This is a genomic window from Pseudomonas xanthosomatis, from assembly GCF_019139835.1.
GTDB classification, from domain to species: domain Bacteria; phylum Pseudomonadota; class Gammaproteobacteria; order Pseudomonadales; family Pseudomonadaceae; genus Aquipseudomonas; species Aquipseudomonas fakonensis.
Genome location: NZ_CP077075.1, coordinates 2,168,403 through 2,185,507 on the forward strand (window position 1 = coordinate 2,168,403; position 17,105 = coordinate 2,185,507).

Consider the following 17,105-nt stretch of genomic DNA (forward strand, 5'->3'; position numbering starts at 1 on the left):
AGTGCTCGATCGCCATTCGCTGTTCTGGAAGCTGGCCATCCTGCTGGTGGGGTTCTGCCTGCTGATGATCGGCCTCAGCTACACCTGGGGCCGGCACATGGAAACCCGCAGCGCGTTCCTGGACGAGCCGGCGCGCGAGGTGCTGCGTGGCTACGCGGCCGAGGCCGAGCGGGCCTGGCTTGAGGGCGGGCGCGAAGGGGTGGACCGCTGGCAGGAGCGTTTGCTCGAGCGCGAGCCGGGCTGGGCCGGGGTGCTTGACGGTGACCTGCAACCTTTGGGCAGCCTGGCCCTGAGCGGCGAGCAGATCCAGCACCTGACGCGCCTGCGCGGGGTCGACTGGCCGATGAGCCGGCGCATTGTCGGGCAGCCCTGGTTGCGCCTGCCTTTCCCCAATGTGCCCGAGCAGGGCATGTTGGTCATGGAGCTGCCCAAACGTTTCAACCCAGGCCACTATCGTCTGCTCTGGCAGGTGGTCACCAACGGCATCATCCCGGGGTTGTTCACCCTGCTGTTGTGCGTGGGCTTGTACCGCATGCTGATCGTGCCGCTGAACCAGTTGCGCGAGCAGGCCAATGCCTGGCGTGCCGACCAGCTCACGGCGCGCCTGGATGCGCGCACCACCCAGCGTCAGGATGAACTGGGCGAGCTGGCCCGGGCTTTCGACCAGATGGCCGAGCGCCTGCAGGGCACGGTGGCGTTGCAGCAGCAGCTGCTGCGCGACCTGTCCCACGAGATGCGTACCCCGCTCAGCCGTCTGCGGGTGGCCTGCGATGGCGAGACCGACCTGCAACGCCTGCGTGAGCGCCTGCACCGCGAGGTGGATGGTATGCAGCAGCTGGTCGAGAACACCCTGCAACTGGCTTGGCAGGATGCCGAGCGCGGGGCGCTCGAGCTTGAGCCGATCCAGTTGCCGGCGTTGTGGGATGTGCTCAGCGAGAACGCTTGCTACGAGAGCGGCTGGGCGCCGGAGCGTTTGCGCTGCGAGCTGCCGGCTGGCTGCTGGGTGCAGGGCAATCTCAACCACCTGGCCCAGGCTCTGGAGAACCTGCTGCGTAATGCCGTTCGCCATTCGCCGGTGGATGGTTCTGTGCGTTTGGGCGGGCGGCGCGATGGGGGGTATTGGCTGCTCGAGCTGGAGGACGAGGGCGGAGGGGTGGCCGAGGGGGAGCTTGAGCGTATTTTTGCGCCGTTTACCCGGCTTGATGGGGCGCGGCCTGGGGATGGCGGGTTTGGGTTGGGGTTGAGTATTGCCCGTAGTGCCATTGAGCGGCAGGGGGGGATGCTCTGGGCGGTCAATGGGGGGCGGGGGTTACGGTTGTGTATGCGGTTGCCGGTTGGGGTTTCGGTTGCGGTGGTTTAGTTGTCTGTGGGCGCGGGCTTGTACTGAGTTGATTGGTGTACCCCTGTAGGAGCTGGCTTGCCGGCGATGGCTTTTCTTCAGGTTTATGCTGTTGAGCTGTTGTGTTGCTTGAAGTTGTTTTAGTGGGAGTGTCAGTTTTTTTGTGTGCGGGCCGGTAGCGGCCTGCCGTCAAGCAGGCCCTGATTTTCACCAGGTTGGCCTGATGAATCGATCCCCGTACAAAATCGCGAATTGATTCATCGCACTTTTCCAATCATGCGCCGCTGAGCCCCAGTTCGCCGTGATGTTTCTCAGACCCAGCCAGATCAGCTTGGTGGCTGCTTCATCGTTCGGGAAATGACCCCGGGTCTTGATGATCTTGCGCAGCTGGGCATTGATGCTTTCGATGGCATTGGTGGTGTAAATCACTTTCCGGATGGCCGGCGGGAAGACAAAGAAGGGGATCACTCGATCCCAAGCGCGTCTCCAGGCCGCAACGACCGTTGGATATTGCTTGCCCCAAGGCCCACTTTCAAACTCATCGAGCGCCTGCTCAGCCGCTTCGGCATTGATGGCCTGGTAGATCGGCTTGAGCGCCTTGGCCAGTGCCCGCCGCTTGTCCCAGGCTGCAAAGTCCAGGCTGTTGCGGATCAGGTGGACGATGCACGTCTGTAGCGTCGTCTCTGGAAACACTGCGCTGAGGGCCTCTGGCATGCCTTTAAGACCATCGGTCACGGCAATAAGGACATCGTCGACACCTCGCGTCTTGAGGTCGTTGAACACCTTCATCCAGAACTTCGCACCCTCGGTGTTCTCAATCCAGATGCCCAAGATATCGCGCGTCCCGTCCGGCAGAACGCCCAGCGCCAGGTAAATGGCCTTGTTGCGCACCAGGCCTTCCTCACGGATCTTCACCCGCAATGCATCAAAGAAAATGACCGGGTACATAGGCTCAAGCGGCCGCTGCTGCCACGCGCCGATTTCTTCCATGACCTCGGCGGTCACAGAGCTGATGAAATCGGGTGAAACATCCGTCCCGTACTGCTCGGACAAAAAGGCGCGGATCTCTCTGACCGTCATCCCACGTGCATACATGGCGATGATCTTGTCATCGAAACCGGTGTAACGCCGCTCATGCTTGGGAATCAGAATGGGCGCAAAACTGCCGTCTCGGTCACGGGGGATATCCAGCCGCAATGGGCCGTCCCCGGTTAAAACAGTCTTGCCACTCTTGCCGTTACGTTGATTGGTTTCATCCTCTGGGCGCTGCGCGCCCGGCGGATAACCCAGGTGATGGCCCAGCTCGGCACTCAGGGCGCGTTCGATCAGGGCCTTCTTGAACGCCGCAGAGGCATCCTCGATAGCTTCGGCAGTCATCAGGCCCTCACCGAACTGCTCTAGCAGCTCTTTGGGGATTTGGGGCAGGTCACGCAGGGGTTTCTTTTTGGTTGGCATACATGCACCTCTTACTCATGTTATGCCCGAACACAAAATTTCTGACACCCTCGTTTTAGTTGGTTTTTGAAGTTGTATGCGCATTCATTATTTGTATTGACGCTTATTCACCTTTCCGCCCTTACGGCGGCTTACTTTTGTCTTGTCAAAAGTAAGCAAAACCGCTCGCTCCCATCATCCGGCCCCTGCGCTTCGCTCCGGGGTTCCCTCACTCCGGGCTTGCTCCGAGGGGACGCGCCGACGGGCCGTCCCTGGCCCGATCGGCGCTCGACCGGCATCCATGCCGGTCGCCCCCCTACGCAATCCCTGCGTTCGGCCTCCTGAAGTCGCGAAGTTAGTGGTGGCGCCTGGGCTGGCGCAGCTAACCGCTAGTTGCCACCGTGGGAACTCAGGATTGAATCGCGGGGCAAGCCCGCTCCCACGTGGTTCAGCGTGCGCAGTTCTAACGTGGGAGCGGGCTTGCCCCGCGATGGCGTCAGAACAAACAACACATCAACAACAATCAAACCAATATCCCAGCTCTTGATCTGGCTCTTGATCTGGCTCTTGATCTGGCTCTTGATCTTGCTTCTAAGCGCGCAATAGTTCAGGCAACACAAATCGCGACTTCAGGAGGCCGAGCGCAGGGATTGCGTAGGAGGGCGACCGGCATGGATGCCGGTCGAGCGCCGATCGGGCCAGGGACGGCCCGTCGGCGCGTACCTCCGGAGCAAGCCCGGAGCGAGGGAACCCCCGAAGCGCAGCGTAGGGGGCCGGATGATGGGAGCAGGGATTTTTTGGTGACTTTTTGATCCTTCAAAAAGTTACCCGCCGTAAGGGCGGAAAGGTGACGAAAAGCGCTCATCGTCAATGAATGCGCATACATCTCCCAAAGCAAGCGCTATAAGCCCCGAACCCGAACCCCCAAAAAATCCCCCAATCCCCACCCTTATACCCACCCGCTATATCAACCAACCATTGCGAGATATGGCCTGACAACGAATGCCGGTATGATAGCCCCCCCTGCCGTCCGGATTGCGAAAACGCCCATGACCCTGCAGTACCCAACCATCGCCGATTGCGTCGGCAACACGCCTCTGGTTCGCCTGCAGCGCATCGCCGGGGCAACCAGCAACACCTTGCTGCTCAAGCTCGAAGGCAACAACCCGGCCGGCTCGGTCAAGGACCGCCCGGCGCTGTCGATGATCACCCGCGCCGAACTGCGCGGCCAGATCAAGCCCGGTGACACCCTCATCGAGGCCACCTCCGGCAATACCGGCATCGCCCTGGCCATGGCTGCGGCGATCAAGGGCTACAAGATGATCCTGATCATGCCCGACAACTCCACCGCCGAACGCAAGGCCGCCATGACCGCCTACGGCGCCGAGTTGATCCTGGTGACCAAGGAAGAAGGCATGGAAGGCGCCCGCGACCTGGCTGAAAAACTCCAGGCCGAAGGCCGTGGCCTGGTGCTCGACCAGTTCGCCAACGGCGACAACCCCATCGCCCACTACAACAGCACCGGCCCGGAAATCTGGCAGCAGACCCAAGGCAGCATCACCCATTTCGTCAGCTCCATGGGCACCACCGGTACCATCATGGGCTGCTCGCAATACCTCAAAGAGCAAAACCCCGCCGTGCAGATCGTCGGCCTGCAGCCGATGGAAGGCTCGGCCATCCCCGGCATCCGCCGCTGGCCCGAGGAATACCTGCCGAAGATCTTCGACGCCACCCGCGTCGACCGCGTGCTCGACATGTCCCAGCAGGAAGCCGAAGACACCACCCGCCGCCTGGCCCGTGAAGAAGGCATCTTCTGCGGCGTGTCGTCCGGCGGTGCGGTGGCGGGCATGCTGCGCCTGTCCCGCGAAGTCGAGAACGCCGTGATGGTCGCAATCATCTGCGACCGCGGCGACCGTTACCTGTCCACCGGCCTGTTCGACCCCACCTGATGTCCAGAAAGAAAAGCAACAGCGGCCTGCGCTTTCAGCCAGCCGGCGGCAACCGTACCGCACAAGTGCCCGTGGGCAAGAAGCAACGCCTGCAGATCGAGCGCCTGAGCGGTGATGGCCGCGGCATCGCCTTCATTGAAGGCCGCACCTGGTTCGTCAGCGGCGCCCTGGGCGGTGAAGAGGTCGAGGCACGGGTGCTCGGCGCCCGCGGCAAGGTGGTCGAGGCGCGCCTGGAGCGCGTGTTCCAGGCCAGCCCCGAACGCCGCGAGGCCCCCTGCAAGCACTACGACCGCTGTGGCGGCTGCAACCTGCAGCACCTGCCCCACGAAGGCCAGCTGGCACTCAAGCAGCGCCTGCTGGCCGAGCAACTGCAACGGGTGGCCGGCCTGCAGCCGGAAGAATGGGCCGCCCCGCTGAGCGGGCCGGAGTTCGGCTACCGCCGCCGCGCGCGGGTGGCTGTGCGTTGGGATGTGAAGGCCCGCCAGCTGGAAGTCGGTTTTCGTGCCGAAGCCAGCCAGGACATCATCGCCATCGACGATTGCGCAGTGCTGGTACAACCCTTGCAGTCGATTCTGCGCCACTTGCCGACCGTGCTGCGCAGCCTGGGCAAACCCCAGGCACTGGGCCATGTAGAGCTGTTCAGTGGTACCGCCGAAGCGGTTCTGGTGCGCCATGTGGCGCCATTGCCCGAGGATGACCTGGCGCGCCTGAAGGCATTCTGCGAGCAGGCCAACGCGCAGCTGTGGCTGCAGGGCGAGGGCCAACCGGCGCCGGTGGATGCCGCCGCCAAGCTGGGCTTTGTGCTCGAGCCCTGGGGGCTGGAGCTGGCCTGGCGGCCGGGCGATTTCGTCCAGGTCAATGCCCAGGTCAACAGCCTGATGATCCAGCAGGCGTTGAGCTGGCTGGCGCCACAGGCCGATGAGCGGGTGCTGGACCTGTTCTGCGGCCTGGGCAACTTTGCCCTGCCGCTGGCCCGCCAGGCCCGCGAGGTAGTGGCGGTGGAAGGCGTGCAGGCCATGGTTGAGCGCGCAGCGGACAATGCCCGGAACAACCAAGTGCATAACGCACGGTTTTTTCAGGCCGATTTATCGCAGCCTTTGGCGGGCGCCGGATGGGCCGCCGAAGGCTTTTCTGCGGTACTCTTGGACCCACCACGCGACGGGGCCTTTGAAGTGGTGCAAGGCATCCACGGGTTCGGCGCAAAACGGCTGGTCTACGTATCGTGCAACCCGGCCACGCTGGCGCGAGACGCGCAGGTGCTGGCAGGGCAGGGGTACCGGTTAAAAAGGGCCGGGATTCTCGACATGTTTCCTCAGACGGCGCATGTCGAGGCCATGGCGTTATTCGAAGCAGGCTGACCGGGTCAGCCTTCTTGGTGCAGCCTTCAAGGACTGAGGGCCGTACAGGTGATAACCAGCGCACTCCTGTGGTGCGTTGTATGGAAAGGTAAAACAAAGATGGTACAGGTGAGAGTGCACCAGCCGGTCAACAACGACGGCAGTATCAATCTCGAAGCATGGCTCGATCATGTGGTGAGCGTCGATTCGCAGCTCGATCGCACGGCATTGAAAGATGCCTGCGAGTTCGCCCAGGAAGTCGAGAAAAAGGGTAACCCGGCCAAGCATTCATGGGCCGATGGTACTTCCAGTTTTCAGGCCGGCCTTGAAATCGCCGAGATTCTTGCCGACCTCAAGCTCGACCAGGATTCGCTGGTCGCGGCGGTCATTTACCGCTCGGTACGCGAAGGCAAGGTCACCCTTGCCGAAGTTGGCCAACGCTTCGGCCCGGTGGTCTCCAAGCTGATCGACGGTGTGCTGCGCATGGCCGCCATCAGCGCCAGCCTGAGCCCGCGCCAGTCGCTGGTGCTGGGCTCTCAGGCGCAGGTCGAGAACCTGCGCAAGATGCTGGTGGCCATGGTCGACGACGTGCGCGTGGCGCTGATCAAGCTCGCCGAGCGCACCTGCGCCATCCGCGCGGTCAAGGCCGCCGATGACGAAAAACGCCTGCGCGTGGCCCGCGAAGTGGCCGACATCTACGCGCCACTGGCCCACCGCCTCGGTATCGGCCACATCAAGTGGGAGCTCGAAGACCTCTCGTTCCGCTACCTCGAGCCCGACCAGTACAAGCAGATCGCCAAGCTGCTGCACGAGCGCCGGCTGGACCGCGAGCGCTTCATCAGCGACGTGATGAACCAGTTGCAGAACGAGCTGCTGGCCACAGGTGTGAAGGCCGATATCAGCGGCCGGGCAAAACACATCTATTCGATCTGGCGCAAGATGCAGCGCAAAGGCCTGGAATTCAGCCAGATCTACGACGTGCGCGCAGTGCGCGTGCTGGTGCCTGAGGTGCGCGACTGCTATACCGCCCTGGGTATCGTGCACACCCTGTGGCGGCACATCCCCAAAGAATTCGACGACTACATCGCCAACCCCAAGGAAAACGGCTACCGCTCGCTGCACACCGCGGTGATCGGCCCCGAGGGCAAGGTGCTGGAAGTGCAGATCCGCACCCACGCCATGCACGAGGAAGCCGAGCTTGGCGTGTGCGCGCACTGGCGCTACAAGGGCACCGACGTCAAACCCAGCTCCAACCACTACGAAGAGAAGATTTCCTGGCTGCGCCAGGTGCTCGAGTGGCATGAAGAACTGGGCGACATCGGCGGCCTGGCCGAACAGCTGCGGGTGGATATCGAGCCCGACCGGGTCTATGTGTTCACCCCCGACGGCCATGCCATCGACCTGCCCAAGGGCGCCACGCCGCTGGACTTCGCCTACCGCGTGCACACCGAGATAGGCCACAACTGCCGGGGCGCCAAGATCAACGGGCGCATCGTGCCGCTGAACTACAGCCTGCAGACCGGCGAGCAGGTGGAGATCATCACCAGCAAGCACGGCAGCCCCAGCCGCGACTGGCTGAACTCCAACCTGGGCTACGTCACCACCTCGCGGGCCCGGGCCAAGATCGTCCACTGGTTCAAGCTGCAGGCCCGCGACCAGAACGTTGCCGCCGGCAAAACCTTGATCGAACGCGAACTGAGCCGCCTGGGCCTGCCCCAGGTCGACTTCGAGCGCCTGGCCGAAAAGGCCAACGTCAAGACCGCCGAGGACATGTTCGCAGCCCTGGGCGCCGGCGACCTGCGCCTTGCGCACATGGTCAACGCCGCCCAGCAACTGCTCGAGCCCGAGCGCCTTGAGCAGGTCGAGCTGATCCCGCGTCAGGCCCGCGGCATCCGTTCGGGCAAGCGCAGCGACATCCAGATCCAGGGCGTCGGCAACCTGCTCACGCAGATGGCCGGCTGCTGCCAGCCGTTGCCGGGCGATGCGATCGTCGGCTACATCACCCAGGGCCGTGGCGTGAGCATTCACCGCCAGGACTGCGCCTCGGTGCTGCAGCTGGCCGGCAAGGAGCCGGAGCGCATCATCCAGGTCAGCTGGGGGCCGATCCCGGTGCAAACCTACCCGGTGGACATCGTCATCCGTGCCTACGACCGCCCGGGGCTGTTGCGCGACGTGTCGCAGGTGCTGCTCAACGAGAAGATCAACGTGCTGGCGGTCAACACCCGTTCGAACAAGGAAGACAATACCGCGTTGATGTCGCTGACCATCGAGATCCCCGGCCTGGATGCCCTCGGCCGCCTGCTGGGGCGCATCTCGCAGTTGCCCAACATCATCGAGACGCGGCGTAACCGCACCCCTTGAGAATCAAGTGGCTGCTTCGCGGGCAAGCCCGCTCCCACAGGTTGGTCACTGACCCTGTGGGAGCGGGTTTATCCGCGAAGCAGCCACTGGCGAAGGACCTGTGTAAATGACCTACACCCTCGACGACCTCCTGCACCTCATGGCCCGCCTGCGCGATCCGCAGCATGGCTGCCCGTGGGACTTGAAGCAGGACTACGCCAGCATCGTCCAGCACACCATCGAAGAAGCCTACGAGGTGGCCGACACCATCGAGCGCGGCGACTTCGCCCACTTGCAGGGCGAGCTGGGCGACTTGTTGTTCCAGGTGGTCTATTACAGCCAGCTGGCCCGGGAGGAGGGGCGTTTCGAGTTCGCAGGCGTGGTCGATTCGATCACCCGCAAGCTGATCCGCCGCCACCCCCATGTCTTCCCCACCGGCGAGCTGTACGCGCCGCTGGACACCCCGGCGCTGAGCGAAGCCCAGGTCAAATCCCGCTGGGAAGAGATCAAGGCCGAGGAACGCGCCGAAAACAGCGACCCAGAACAGCTGTCGCTGCTCGACGATGTACCCGCGGCATTGCCCGCGCTGTCCCGCGCTGCCAAGCTGCAAAAGCGCGCAGCCACGGTCGGTTTCGACTGGCCCGAGGCGCTGCCGGTGCTGGACAAGGTGCGTGAAGAGCTCGACGAAGTACTGCAGGCGATGGCCGACGGCGACAGCGATGCCTTGGAGGACGAACTCGGCGACCTGCTGTTTGCCACCGTCAACCTGGCCCGCCACCTCAATCACGACCCGGAAAACGCCCTGCGCCGTGCCAACCGCAAGTTCGAGCGGCGTTTCCGATTTATCGAACAGGCATTGCGCGAGCAGGGCCTGAACATCCAAGATCGTACCCTCGACGAGCTGGACGCCCTGTGGGGCGAGGCCAAGCGTCAGGAAAAGAACCTGCCCAGCTGCGGCTGAGCCGATGCATAAGTGAGTGAACACCCATGAGCCTTTCCCTTCGCGACCAACTGCTCAAAGCCGGCCTGGTCAACCAGAAACAGGTTTCCCAGACCAACAAGGCCGAGAAAAAACAAAAACGCCTGGTACACAAAGGCCAGGTGGAAGTGGACGACAGCCAGCAGCGCCTGGCCAAAGAAGCCATCGCTGAAAAAGCCAAAAAGGACCAGGAGCTGAACCGCCAGGTCCAGGAGAAGGCCGAGCAAAAGGCCCGCGCTGCGCAGATCAAGCAATTGATCGAGGCGACCCGCCTGCCCAAGCTGACCACCGAGGACTACTACAACTTCGTAGAGGACAAGAAGGTCAAGCGCATCGCCGTCAACGCCCTGATGCGCAGCAAACTGAGCAACGGCGCGCTGGCCATCGTCGCCCACGGCGGCGGTTACGAGGTGATCCCGCGCGAGGCGGCGGTGAAAATCCAGGAGCGCGACCCCAACCGCATCCTGCTGCTCAACACCCATGTCGAGCAAGCCGACGAAGCCGACGACCCGTACGCGGCCTACAAGATCCCGGATGATCTGATGTGGTAAACACGAAAAACCCCGCCTAGGCGGGGTTTTTTACAGGAAGACTGTGTCATTGCGTGCTGCGCTGGTTTTCCAGGGTTTCCAGTTCGGTACGGTACTGCTGGGCCTGCTGCTCGTCGTGGAACATGCCCACCAGTTGGCCTTGCTGATGCACGTCCCAGATCCGCACACCAGCGGCCAGGCCTTCGTGGGACATTTTCGATTCGTCGCGTTCGGTTACTTTGACAGTCATCGCTTAACTCCACTGCTAGGGTTGGCTGCGGCACTGTGTCGCAGGCCTTCTTTATAGAGTTTGTTAGCAGGCTAAGTAAATAAAACAGCGATGAAACAAGTTTCATGAAAGGTGGAGCACACGCTGTCCCTGTGGGAGCGGGTTTACCCGCGAACACCGGCGTAGCCGGTGCCATCCACCGCAGCGGCTGCTTCGCGGGTAAACCCGCTCCCACAGGCGCACGGTCAGCCTTGAGCTTCGCGCAGGCAAAAAGAAGCCCCGCACAAGGCGGGGCTTCAGGTCTTGCTGCAACGGCGAATCAGTTACCCTTCACCGCCTTGCCATCGACCGTACCGTCCTGCAGCACGATCACGTACTCCTTGCCATCGGTTTCCACCTGGCGCAGCTGCACCAGCAGGTAGTCCCAGTTCTTGGCGAACCACAGCTCGGTAATACGCTTGCTCTGGCTCGGGTCGCGCACGCGCTCGACCTTGATCGCATCGACCTGGCCGGCCTTGGTGGCAACCTTTTCAGTGCCCAGCACGCGGAAGTCGTAGGTGTCGATCTCATCACCGTCGACCACCTGGTAGGTCATGCTCTTCTTGCCGGCAGCCACATCATGCTGCAGGGCCAGCTGATACGACGACTTGTCCAGCACGCCGCGGTTCAGCGGCAGGCTGATGGCATCGCCACGGTCGCTACCGGTGACCTTCTTGCTCGACCAGTCGAAGTCCAGGTCGACCTTCTTCGCCTTGCCCAGGCCGCCGCGCTCGAAGTGGTACTTCTGCGGCAGCAGGGTGTCGTTGTCCATGCGCAGGGTGCTTTGCTCGGTCAGGCTGGCAATCATCATGGACGCCTTGAAATCAAGGTTCCAGGTACCGTTGGCATTCTTGACCAGGCTGCGCTCTGCGGTGCCGCTCATGGGCAGCTGCTTCCAGTCGGCGGTGTAACTGGCCGAGAAAGGCTTCAGGTCAGCTGCCTGGAGCGGCAGGGCAAGCACGGCGAGAGCCAAGAGCAGGGCACGACGCATAGTTTCTCCTAGGATCGAATCAAGTGGCCGCTGGCCGGCAGCGGCTGGTCATCCAGTAACGCACCCTGTTCGCCCAGGCGCAAGCGGCCTTCGGCGAACCAGCGCACGGCCAGCGGGTAGATCTGGTGTTCCTGCAGGTGCACGCGCTGGGCGAGCGTCTGCGCGGTGTCGTCGCTTGCGACCGGCACCACAGCCTGTACGACCAAAGGCCCGCCATCGAGTTCCTCGGTGACGAAGTGCACGCTGCAGCCATGCTCGCTGTCACCGGCCTCCAGCGCACGCTGGTGGGTGTGCAGGCCTTTGTACAACGGCAACAGTGACGGATGTATGTTCAGCAGGCGGCCTTGATAGTGGCGCACGAAGCCACCGCTCAGGATGCGCATGAAACCGGCCAGCACGACCAGGTCGGGCTCGAAACCGTCGATCAGCGCCATCAGCGCTGCGTCGAAGGCTTCGCGCCCGTCGAAGCCACCGTGCGCGAGCACGGCGGTATCGATGCCGGCAGCGCGGGCGCGCTCCAGGCCGTAGGCATCGGCGCGGTTCGAGATCACCGCGCGGATGCGCGCCGGGCTGTCGCTGGCGCTGTCGATCAGCGCCTGCAGGTTGCTGCCGGAGCCCGACAGCAGTACCACGACGTTACAGGTCTTGCCCGGCATCAGTGTGCCTTGAGGTTCTGCAGCTCGACCTGGGCGGCGCCTTCGGCGGCCTCGGCGATGCGGCCGATCACCCATGGCTGCTCACCCGCTTTGCGCAGTTCGTTCAGGGCAGCTTCTACCTGGTCCTGGGCCACGCAGATGACCATGCCCACGCCGCAGTTCAGTACGCGGTGCATTTCATGCTCGTCGACGTTGCCTTTTTCCTGCAGGAAGTCGAACACTGCCGGGCGCTGCCAGCTGGCCACATCGACCACGGCCTGGGCGTTTTTCGGCAGTACGCGCGGGATGTTGTCCAGCAGGCCGCCGCCGGTGATGTGGGCCATGGCCTTCACCGCGCCAGTGTTCTTGATCAGTTGCAGCAGCGGTTTTACGTAGATGCGGGTCGGTGCCATCAGCAGGTCGGTCAGCGGCTTGCCTTCGAGTTGGGTGTTCTCGATGTCGGTGCCGGACACTTCGAGGATCTTGCGGATCAGCGAGTAGCCGTTGGAGTGCGGGCCGGAAGAGGGCAGGGCGATCAGTGCGTCACCGGTGGCAACCTTGGAGCCGTCGATGATCTCGGCCTTTTCCACCACGCCAACGCAGAAGCCTGCCAGGTCGTAGTCTTCGCCTTCGTACATGCCTGGCATTTCGGCGGTTTCACCACCGACCAGCGAGCAGCCGGCCAGTTCGCAACCGGCGCCGATGCCGGTGACCACAGTGGCGGCCACATCGACGTTGAGCTTGCCGGTGGCGTAGTAGTCGAGGAAGAACAGCGGCTCGGCGCCGCACACCACCAGGTCGTTGACGCACATGGCGACCAGGTCCTGGCCGATGCTGTCGTGCTTGTTCAGGTTCAGCGCCAGGCGCAGCTTGGTGCCGACGCCGTCGGTGCCAGAGACCAGCACCGGCTGCTTGTAGCCGGCCGGGATCTCGCAGAGGGCGCCGAAGCCGCCCAGGCCACCCATGACTTCAGGGCGTGCGGTGCGCTTGGCGACGCCCTTGATGCGTTCGACCAGTGCTTCGCCGGCGTCGATGTCTACACCGGCGTCTTTGTAGCTCAGGGAGGGTTGCTTGCTCATTGATCCAGGCCTTTAAGAGGGAGGGATTCAGGAAAACGACCGGGACGGCCAAGGCCGGCTGCGAGGCGGCGGCTGTCTGTACGTCACTGGTCTGCGAAGGCGCGCGATTTTATCAGGGTTGCCCCTCAGCGGCCATCCTCAGGCCGACGGGCAGGGTGCAAATCTGGGGAAAAAGTGCTGATTCGCGGTGAGCGACTGGTTGCCGTGCCGGTGCCTGTATAAGGTATAGGCATTGCGACGGCACAAATGCTGGCACGGGTGGAGCATTCTGCGCCGCCTTGCGGTCACAGCCCACAGTTCGGGCGCGTCGCCCCCCGGTTATCTGGACAGGAATCCCCCATGCGTCTTTTCCCTCGTTTCGCCGCCGCGTGCCTCGCGCTGGTCGGCGTGGCCGCCCAGGCTGAAACCGTCTCCGGCCTGTACCAGGTACGCGAGCCCATCGAAGGGCAGGGCAGCGAGGCTCGTGCCCAAGCCACCGGCAAGGCTTTCGACACCCTGGTGCTGCGCCTGACCGGCGATGCCAAGGCGCCACAGAGCCCGGCCCTGGCCAGCTTGCGCAAAGACCCGCAGCCCATCGTCAACCAGGTCGGTACCGAAGCCGGGCCGCCCGAGTCGGTGCTGGTGGAGTTCGACCCCGGCAGCACCGAACGAGCCCTGCGCCAGGCGGGCCTGGCCCTGTGGGGCAGCAACCGCCCGTCCATTCTTGGCTGGTGGCTGAACGACAGCGTCGAGGGCAGCAACCTGGTGGGGGACGGCCAGACCGCCGCCGAGCCGCTGCGCCGCGCCGCCCAGCACCGTGGCCTGCCGCTGCGCCTGCCGCTGGCCGACCTGCAGGAGCAACTGGTGGCCAATGCCAAGCAGGTCGAAAGCAGCGACCCTGCACCGCTGCGCGAGGCGTCCGAGCGTTATGGCGCCGATGCGCTGCTGGCCGTGCACGCCCATGAGGCCGACGGCAAATGGCAGGGCAAGTGGCAGCTGTGGCTGGGCGAACAGCGCGAGCAGGGCACGGCAGAGGGCGCCGACCAGGCGGCCCTGGCCGATGCCGTGCTGCTGGCAGTGAGCAACCGCCTGGCACCGCGCTACGTCACCCGCCCGGGTGCCAGCAGTGAGCTGCAGGTGCAGGTCGAAGGCATGAACCTGGCCCACTATGCAGAGCTGGCCCGTGTGCTCGAGCCCTACGGCGCACGGCTGCAGATGGCCGATGGCGGCACCCTGACCTACACCGTCTCCGGCAATCGCGAGCAGTTGCGTGCCCAGCTGGCACTGGCCCGACTACAGGAAGTGCCTGCCGAGCCTGCGCCTGCCGCTGGAGCCCCTGCGCCCCAGGCTGAACCTGGCGCCACACCTGCACCCGTTCCCCCCAAACCGTTCGACGGCTTGCGTTTTCGTTGGTAAGGAAGCCCTGCAATGACTGATATGCGTCGCTGGATCTGGCTGGGCGCTGCCCTGCTGATCGCGGTATTGCTGTACCTGCTGCACAACATCCTCTCGCCGTTTCTGGTGGGCATTCTGCTGGCCTACCTGGCCGACCCGCTGGTCGACCGCCTGGAGCGCTGGGGGCTGTCGCGCACCTGGGGTGTGGTGGTGGTGTTCAGCTTGTTCTCGCTGGTGTTCCTGGCGCTGCTGTTGGTGCTGATCCCGATGCTGGCCAAGCAGCTGGTGCGTTTGTACGAGTTGGCGCCGCAGATGCTCGACTGGCTGCAGCACGTGGCCTTGCCGTGGGTGCAAAGCCGCCTGGGGCTGGCCGACGGTTTCTGGAAGTTCGACAAGATCAAGGCCGCTATCGGCGAGCATGTGGGCCAGACCACCGACATCGTCGGCGTGCTGCTGTCCCAGGCTACCGCCTCGAGCCTGGCGCTGATCGGCTGGCTGGCCAACCTGGTGCTGATCCCGGTGGTGGGCTTTTACCTGCTGCGTGACTGGGACCTGATGATGGCCAAGTTGCGCAGCCTGCTGCCGCGCCAGCGCGAACCGCAGGTGGTGGCACTGGCCGGCGAGTGCCACGAGGTGCTCGGCGCCTTCGTGCGCGGGCAACTGCTGGTGATGCTGGCGCTGGGCGTCATCTATTCCACCGGGCTGATGCTGGTGGGCCTGGAGCTCGGCCTGCTGATCGGCATGCTGGCAGGGCTGGCGGCCATCGTGCCGTACATGGGGTTCATCATTGGTATCGGTGCGGCGATCGTTGCCGGGTTGTTCCAGTTCGGCGGCGAGTTGTACCCGATGCTGGGCATTCTGGCGGTGTTCATGGTCGGCCAGGCGCTGGAGGGCATGGTGCTGACGCCGCTGCTGGTGGGCGACCGCATCGGCCTGCACCCGGTGGCGGTGATCTTCGCCATTCTTGCCGGCGGTGAGCTGTTCGGCTTTACCGGCGTGCTGCTGGCACTGCCGGTGGCGGCGGTGATCATGGTGCTGCTGCGCCATGTGCATGGGCTGTACAAGGAGTCGGACATGTATGCCGGGGAGATCGACCCGGACTTATAGCCAATCGCGGGGCAAGCCCGCTCCCACGAGCTGCGTGGGAGCGGGCTTGCCCCGCGATGCCTTCATTGCAACGCAACTGCTTGATTTTACTTGCGCTATTCCCCAGCCCGATTGTGCAGCCCGCGTTGCGGGTATAGACTTTGCACACTGTTCACCAAAGGCCCCCTGTGGTCCCTGCGACCACCCGCGAGCATGAAACCGATCCAGTTGCCCCTGGGTGTGCGTCTGCGCGATGACGCCACCTTCATCAACTACTACCCGGGCGCCAATGCCGCGGCATTGGGCTACGTCGAGCGGCTGTGCGAAGCCGACGCCGGCTGGACCGAGAGCCTCATCTATTTATGGGGCAAGCAGGGCGTGGGCCGTACCCACCTGCTGCAGGCCGCCACCCACCGTTTCCAGCAACTGGGCGAGCCGGCCGTCTACCTGCCCCTGGCGCAATTGCTCGACCGCGGCGTGGAGCTGCTCGATAATCTGGAGCAGTACGAGCTGGTGTGCATCGACGACCTGCACGTGATCGCCGGCAAGGCCGACTGGGAAGAGGCCATGTTCCACCTGTTCAACCGCCTGCGCGACAGCGGCCGGCGCCTGCTGCTGGCGGCCTCCAGTTCGCCGCGCGAGCTGCCGATCAAGCTGGCCGACCTCAAGTCGCGCCTCACCCTTGCGCTGATCTTCCAGATGCGCGGCATGTCCGACGAAGACAAGCTGCGCGCCCTGCAACTGCGTGCCTCGCGCCGCGGCCTGCACCTTACCGACGAAGTCGGCCACTTCATCCTCACCCGCGGTACCCGCAGCATGAGCGCGCTGTTCGACCTGCTCGAACGCCTCGACCAAGCCTCGCTGCAAGCCCAGCGCAAGCTGACCATCCCTTTCCTGAAAGAAACTTTGGGCTGGTAAGCCCCTGAAAACACGGCGCCAGAGCCTCTAAACAGAAAAGTCACATCTTTTTCGATAAAATTTGCAAATGGCCACGATAGAAGGCATAGTTTCCCCCTTCTAAAGGACTACAGACACGGTCGTGCCCATGCTGAAGCGCTTCGCACCCCTCGTGCCACTTGCACTTGTAACGCTACTGTTCGGTTGCGCCACCCAAGGCCCGGCCACCCAACCTCAGGATCACCGCCTGGTCACCGAGCAATCGGTCAAGACCAAGGCCGCCAACTCTTCCGTATTCACCGAGGAAGAACTGGCCAGCGAAGAAGACCTCGACGCCTTCTCCAGCAACAGCAAGCCTTATCAGCTCCCGGTGCTGGCCGACAGCATCCTCGAGCGCGGCATGTCGCTGATCGGTACCCGCTATCGCTTTGGCGGCACCTCCGAGAAGTCCGGCTTCGACTGCAGCGGTTTCATCGGCTACCTGTTCCGCGAAGAGGCCGGCATGAACCTGCCGCGCTCCACCCGCGAAATGATCAACGTCGACGCTCCCAAGGTTGCGCGCAACAAGCTCAAGCCGGGCGACCTGCTGTTCTTCAGCACCAATGGCCGTGGCCGCGTGAGCCACGCCGGTATCTATCTGGGCGACAACCAGTTCATCCACTCCAGCAGCCGCCGCAGCGGTGGTGTGCGCATCGACAACCTCGGCGATCGCTACTGGAGCAAGACCTTCATCGAAGCCAAACGCGCACTGGCCATGGCCCCGAGCACCCAGCTCTCGCGCAATTGATTTGATATCAAAATGCTGTACCCTGCCACGGCGGCGTAGCTGAAAAGCTCGCCGCCGTGCGTGTTTACGGAAAACGTCTA

General features: G+C 63.6%; 15 protein-coding genes. 10 read left to right on the plus strand and 5 right to left on the minus strand.

From position 1 onward, the window contains the following. Window position 1 precedes the first annotated feature (1 nt). The gene (locus KSS93_RS09690; RefSeq protein ID WP_217888091.1) at window positions 2-1,360 is read left to right on the plus strand and encodes a HAMP domain-containing sensor histidine kinase; all 1,359 of its coding nucleotides are present in this window, start codon (window positions 2-4) and stop codon (window positions 1,358-1,360) included. Between the two features lie 186 nt (window positions 1,361-1,546). Here KSS93_RS09690 and KSS93_RS09695 read toward each other — a convergent pair whose 3' ends face one another. Beyond that, window positions 1,547-2,794: an IS256 family transposase gene (locus KSS93_RS09695; RefSeq protein WP_217884661.1), complete on the minus strand. Its 1,248-nt coding sequence runs from the start codon at window positions 2,792-2,794 to the stop codon at window positions 1,547-1,549. Window positions 2,795-3,822: 1,028 nt separating this feature from the next. Between KSS93_RS09695 and cysM the strand changes: the two genes are divergently transcribed. The 5 genes from cysM (at window position 3,823) to KSS93_RS09720 (ending at window position 9,929) form a co-directional block, all read left to right on the plus strand. Then, a complete protein-coding gene (gene cysM / locus KSS93_RS09700) occupies window positions 3,823-4,722 on the plus strand; it encodes a cysteine synthase CysM (RefSeq protein ID WP_217842189.1) in 900 nt (299 codons plus the stop codon). Continuing rightward, entirely contained in the window at window positions 4,722-6,080 is a 1,359-nt protein-coding gene (gene rlmD / locus KSS93_RS09705; protein WP_217888092.1) for a 23S rRNA (uracil(1939)-C(5))-methyltransferase RlmD, read from the plus strand. The genes cysM and rlmD overlap by 1 nt, the downstream gene beginning before the upstream one ends. Before the next feature lie 99 nt (window positions 6,081-6,179). Further along, window positions 6,180-8,420, plus strand: coding sequence for a GTP diphosphokinase (gene relA / locus KSS93_RS09710; protein WP_217842191.1), 2,241 nt, complete (start codon window positions 6,180-6,182; stop codon window positions 8,418-8,420). A 106-nt stretch (window positions 8,421-8,526) separates the two neighbouring features. Beyond that, window positions 8,527-9,360, plus strand: coding sequence for a nucleoside triphosphate pyrophosphohydrolase (gene mazG, locus KSS93_RS09715; RefSeq protein ID WP_217888093.1), 834 nt, complete (start codon window positions 8,527-8,529; stop codon window positions 9,358-9,360). A 26-nt stretch (window positions 9,361-9,386) separates the two neighbouring features. Beyond that, window positions 9,387-9,929 (plus strand): DUF2058 domain-containing protein, encoded by a 543-nt coding sequence (locus KSS93_RS09720; RefSeq protein ID WP_217888094.1) that lies wholly within the window; start codon window positions 9,387-9,389, stop codon window positions 9,927-9,929. Between the two features lie 46 nt (window positions 9,930-9,975). On the opposite strand, the gene KSS93_RS09725 is transcribed toward KSS93_RS09720, so the two are convergent. The 4 genes from KSS93_RS09725 to purM all read right to left on the minus strand — a co-directional run bounded on the left by KSS93_RS09725 (window position 9,976) and on the right by purM (window position 12,881). Further along, complete coding sequence (locus KSS93_RS09725; protein WP_217888095.1) at window positions 9,976-10,158, minus strand: hypothetical protein; 183 nt, start codon at window positions 10,156-10,158, stop codon at window positions 9,976-9,978. A gap of 298 nt (window positions 10,159-10,456) precedes the next feature. Continuing rightward, the gene (locus KSS93_RS09730; RefSeq protein ID WP_217888096.1) at window positions 10,457-11,167 is read right to left on the minus strand and encodes a DUF3108 domain-containing protein; all 711 of its coding nucleotides are present in this window, start codon (window positions 11,165-11,167) and stop codon (window positions 10,457-10,459) included. An 8-nt stretch (window positions 11,168-11,175) separates the two neighbouring features. Then, complete coding sequence (gene purN, locus KSS93_RS09735; RefSeq protein WP_217888097.1) at window positions 11,176-11,823, minus strand: phosphoribosylglycinamide formyltransferase; 648 nt, start codon at window positions 11,821-11,823, stop codon at window positions 11,176-11,178. Continuing rightward, window positions 11,823-12,881 (minus strand): phosphoribosylformylglycinamidine cyclo-ligase, encoded by a 1,059-nt coding sequence (purM, locus tag KSS93_RS09740; RefSeq protein ID WP_217888098.1) that lies wholly within the window; start codon window positions 12,879-12,881, stop codon window positions 11,823-11,825. Before purM ends, purN begins: the two co-directional genes overlap by 1 nt. A gap of 339 nt (window positions 12,882-13,220) precedes the next feature. Here purM and KSS93_RS09745 point away from each other — a divergent pair, with 339 nt between their 5' ends. From KSS93_RS09745 to KSS93_RS09760, 4 genes are all read left to right on the plus strand, one after another. Beyond that, window positions 13,221-14,276, plus strand: coding sequence for a DUF2066 domain-containing protein (locus tag KSS93_RS09745; RefSeq protein WP_217888099.1), 1,056 nt, complete (start codon window positions 13,221-13,223; stop codon window positions 14,274-14,276). 12 nt (window positions 14,277-14,288) lie between these two features. Further along, window positions 14,289-15,362 (plus strand): AI-2E family transporter, encoded by a 1,074-nt coding sequence (locus KSS93_RS09750; RefSeq protein ID WP_217888100.1) that lies wholly within the window; start codon window positions 14,289-14,291, stop codon window positions 15,360-15,362. Between the two features lie 192 nt (window positions 15,363-15,554). Beyond that, window positions 15,555-16,259, plus strand: coding sequence for a DnaA regulatory inactivator Hda (gene hda, locus KSS93_RS09755; protein WP_217842200.1), 705 nt, complete (start codon window positions 15,555-15,557; stop codon window positions 16,257-16,259). A 127-nt stretch (window positions 16,260-16,386) separates the two neighbouring features. Then, a complete protein-coding gene (locus tag KSS93_RS09760; protein ID WP_217888101.1) occupies window positions 16,387-17,025 on the plus strand; it encodes a C40 family peptidase in 639 nt (212 codons plus the stop codon). Window positions 17,026-17,105 lie beyond the last annotated feature (80 nt).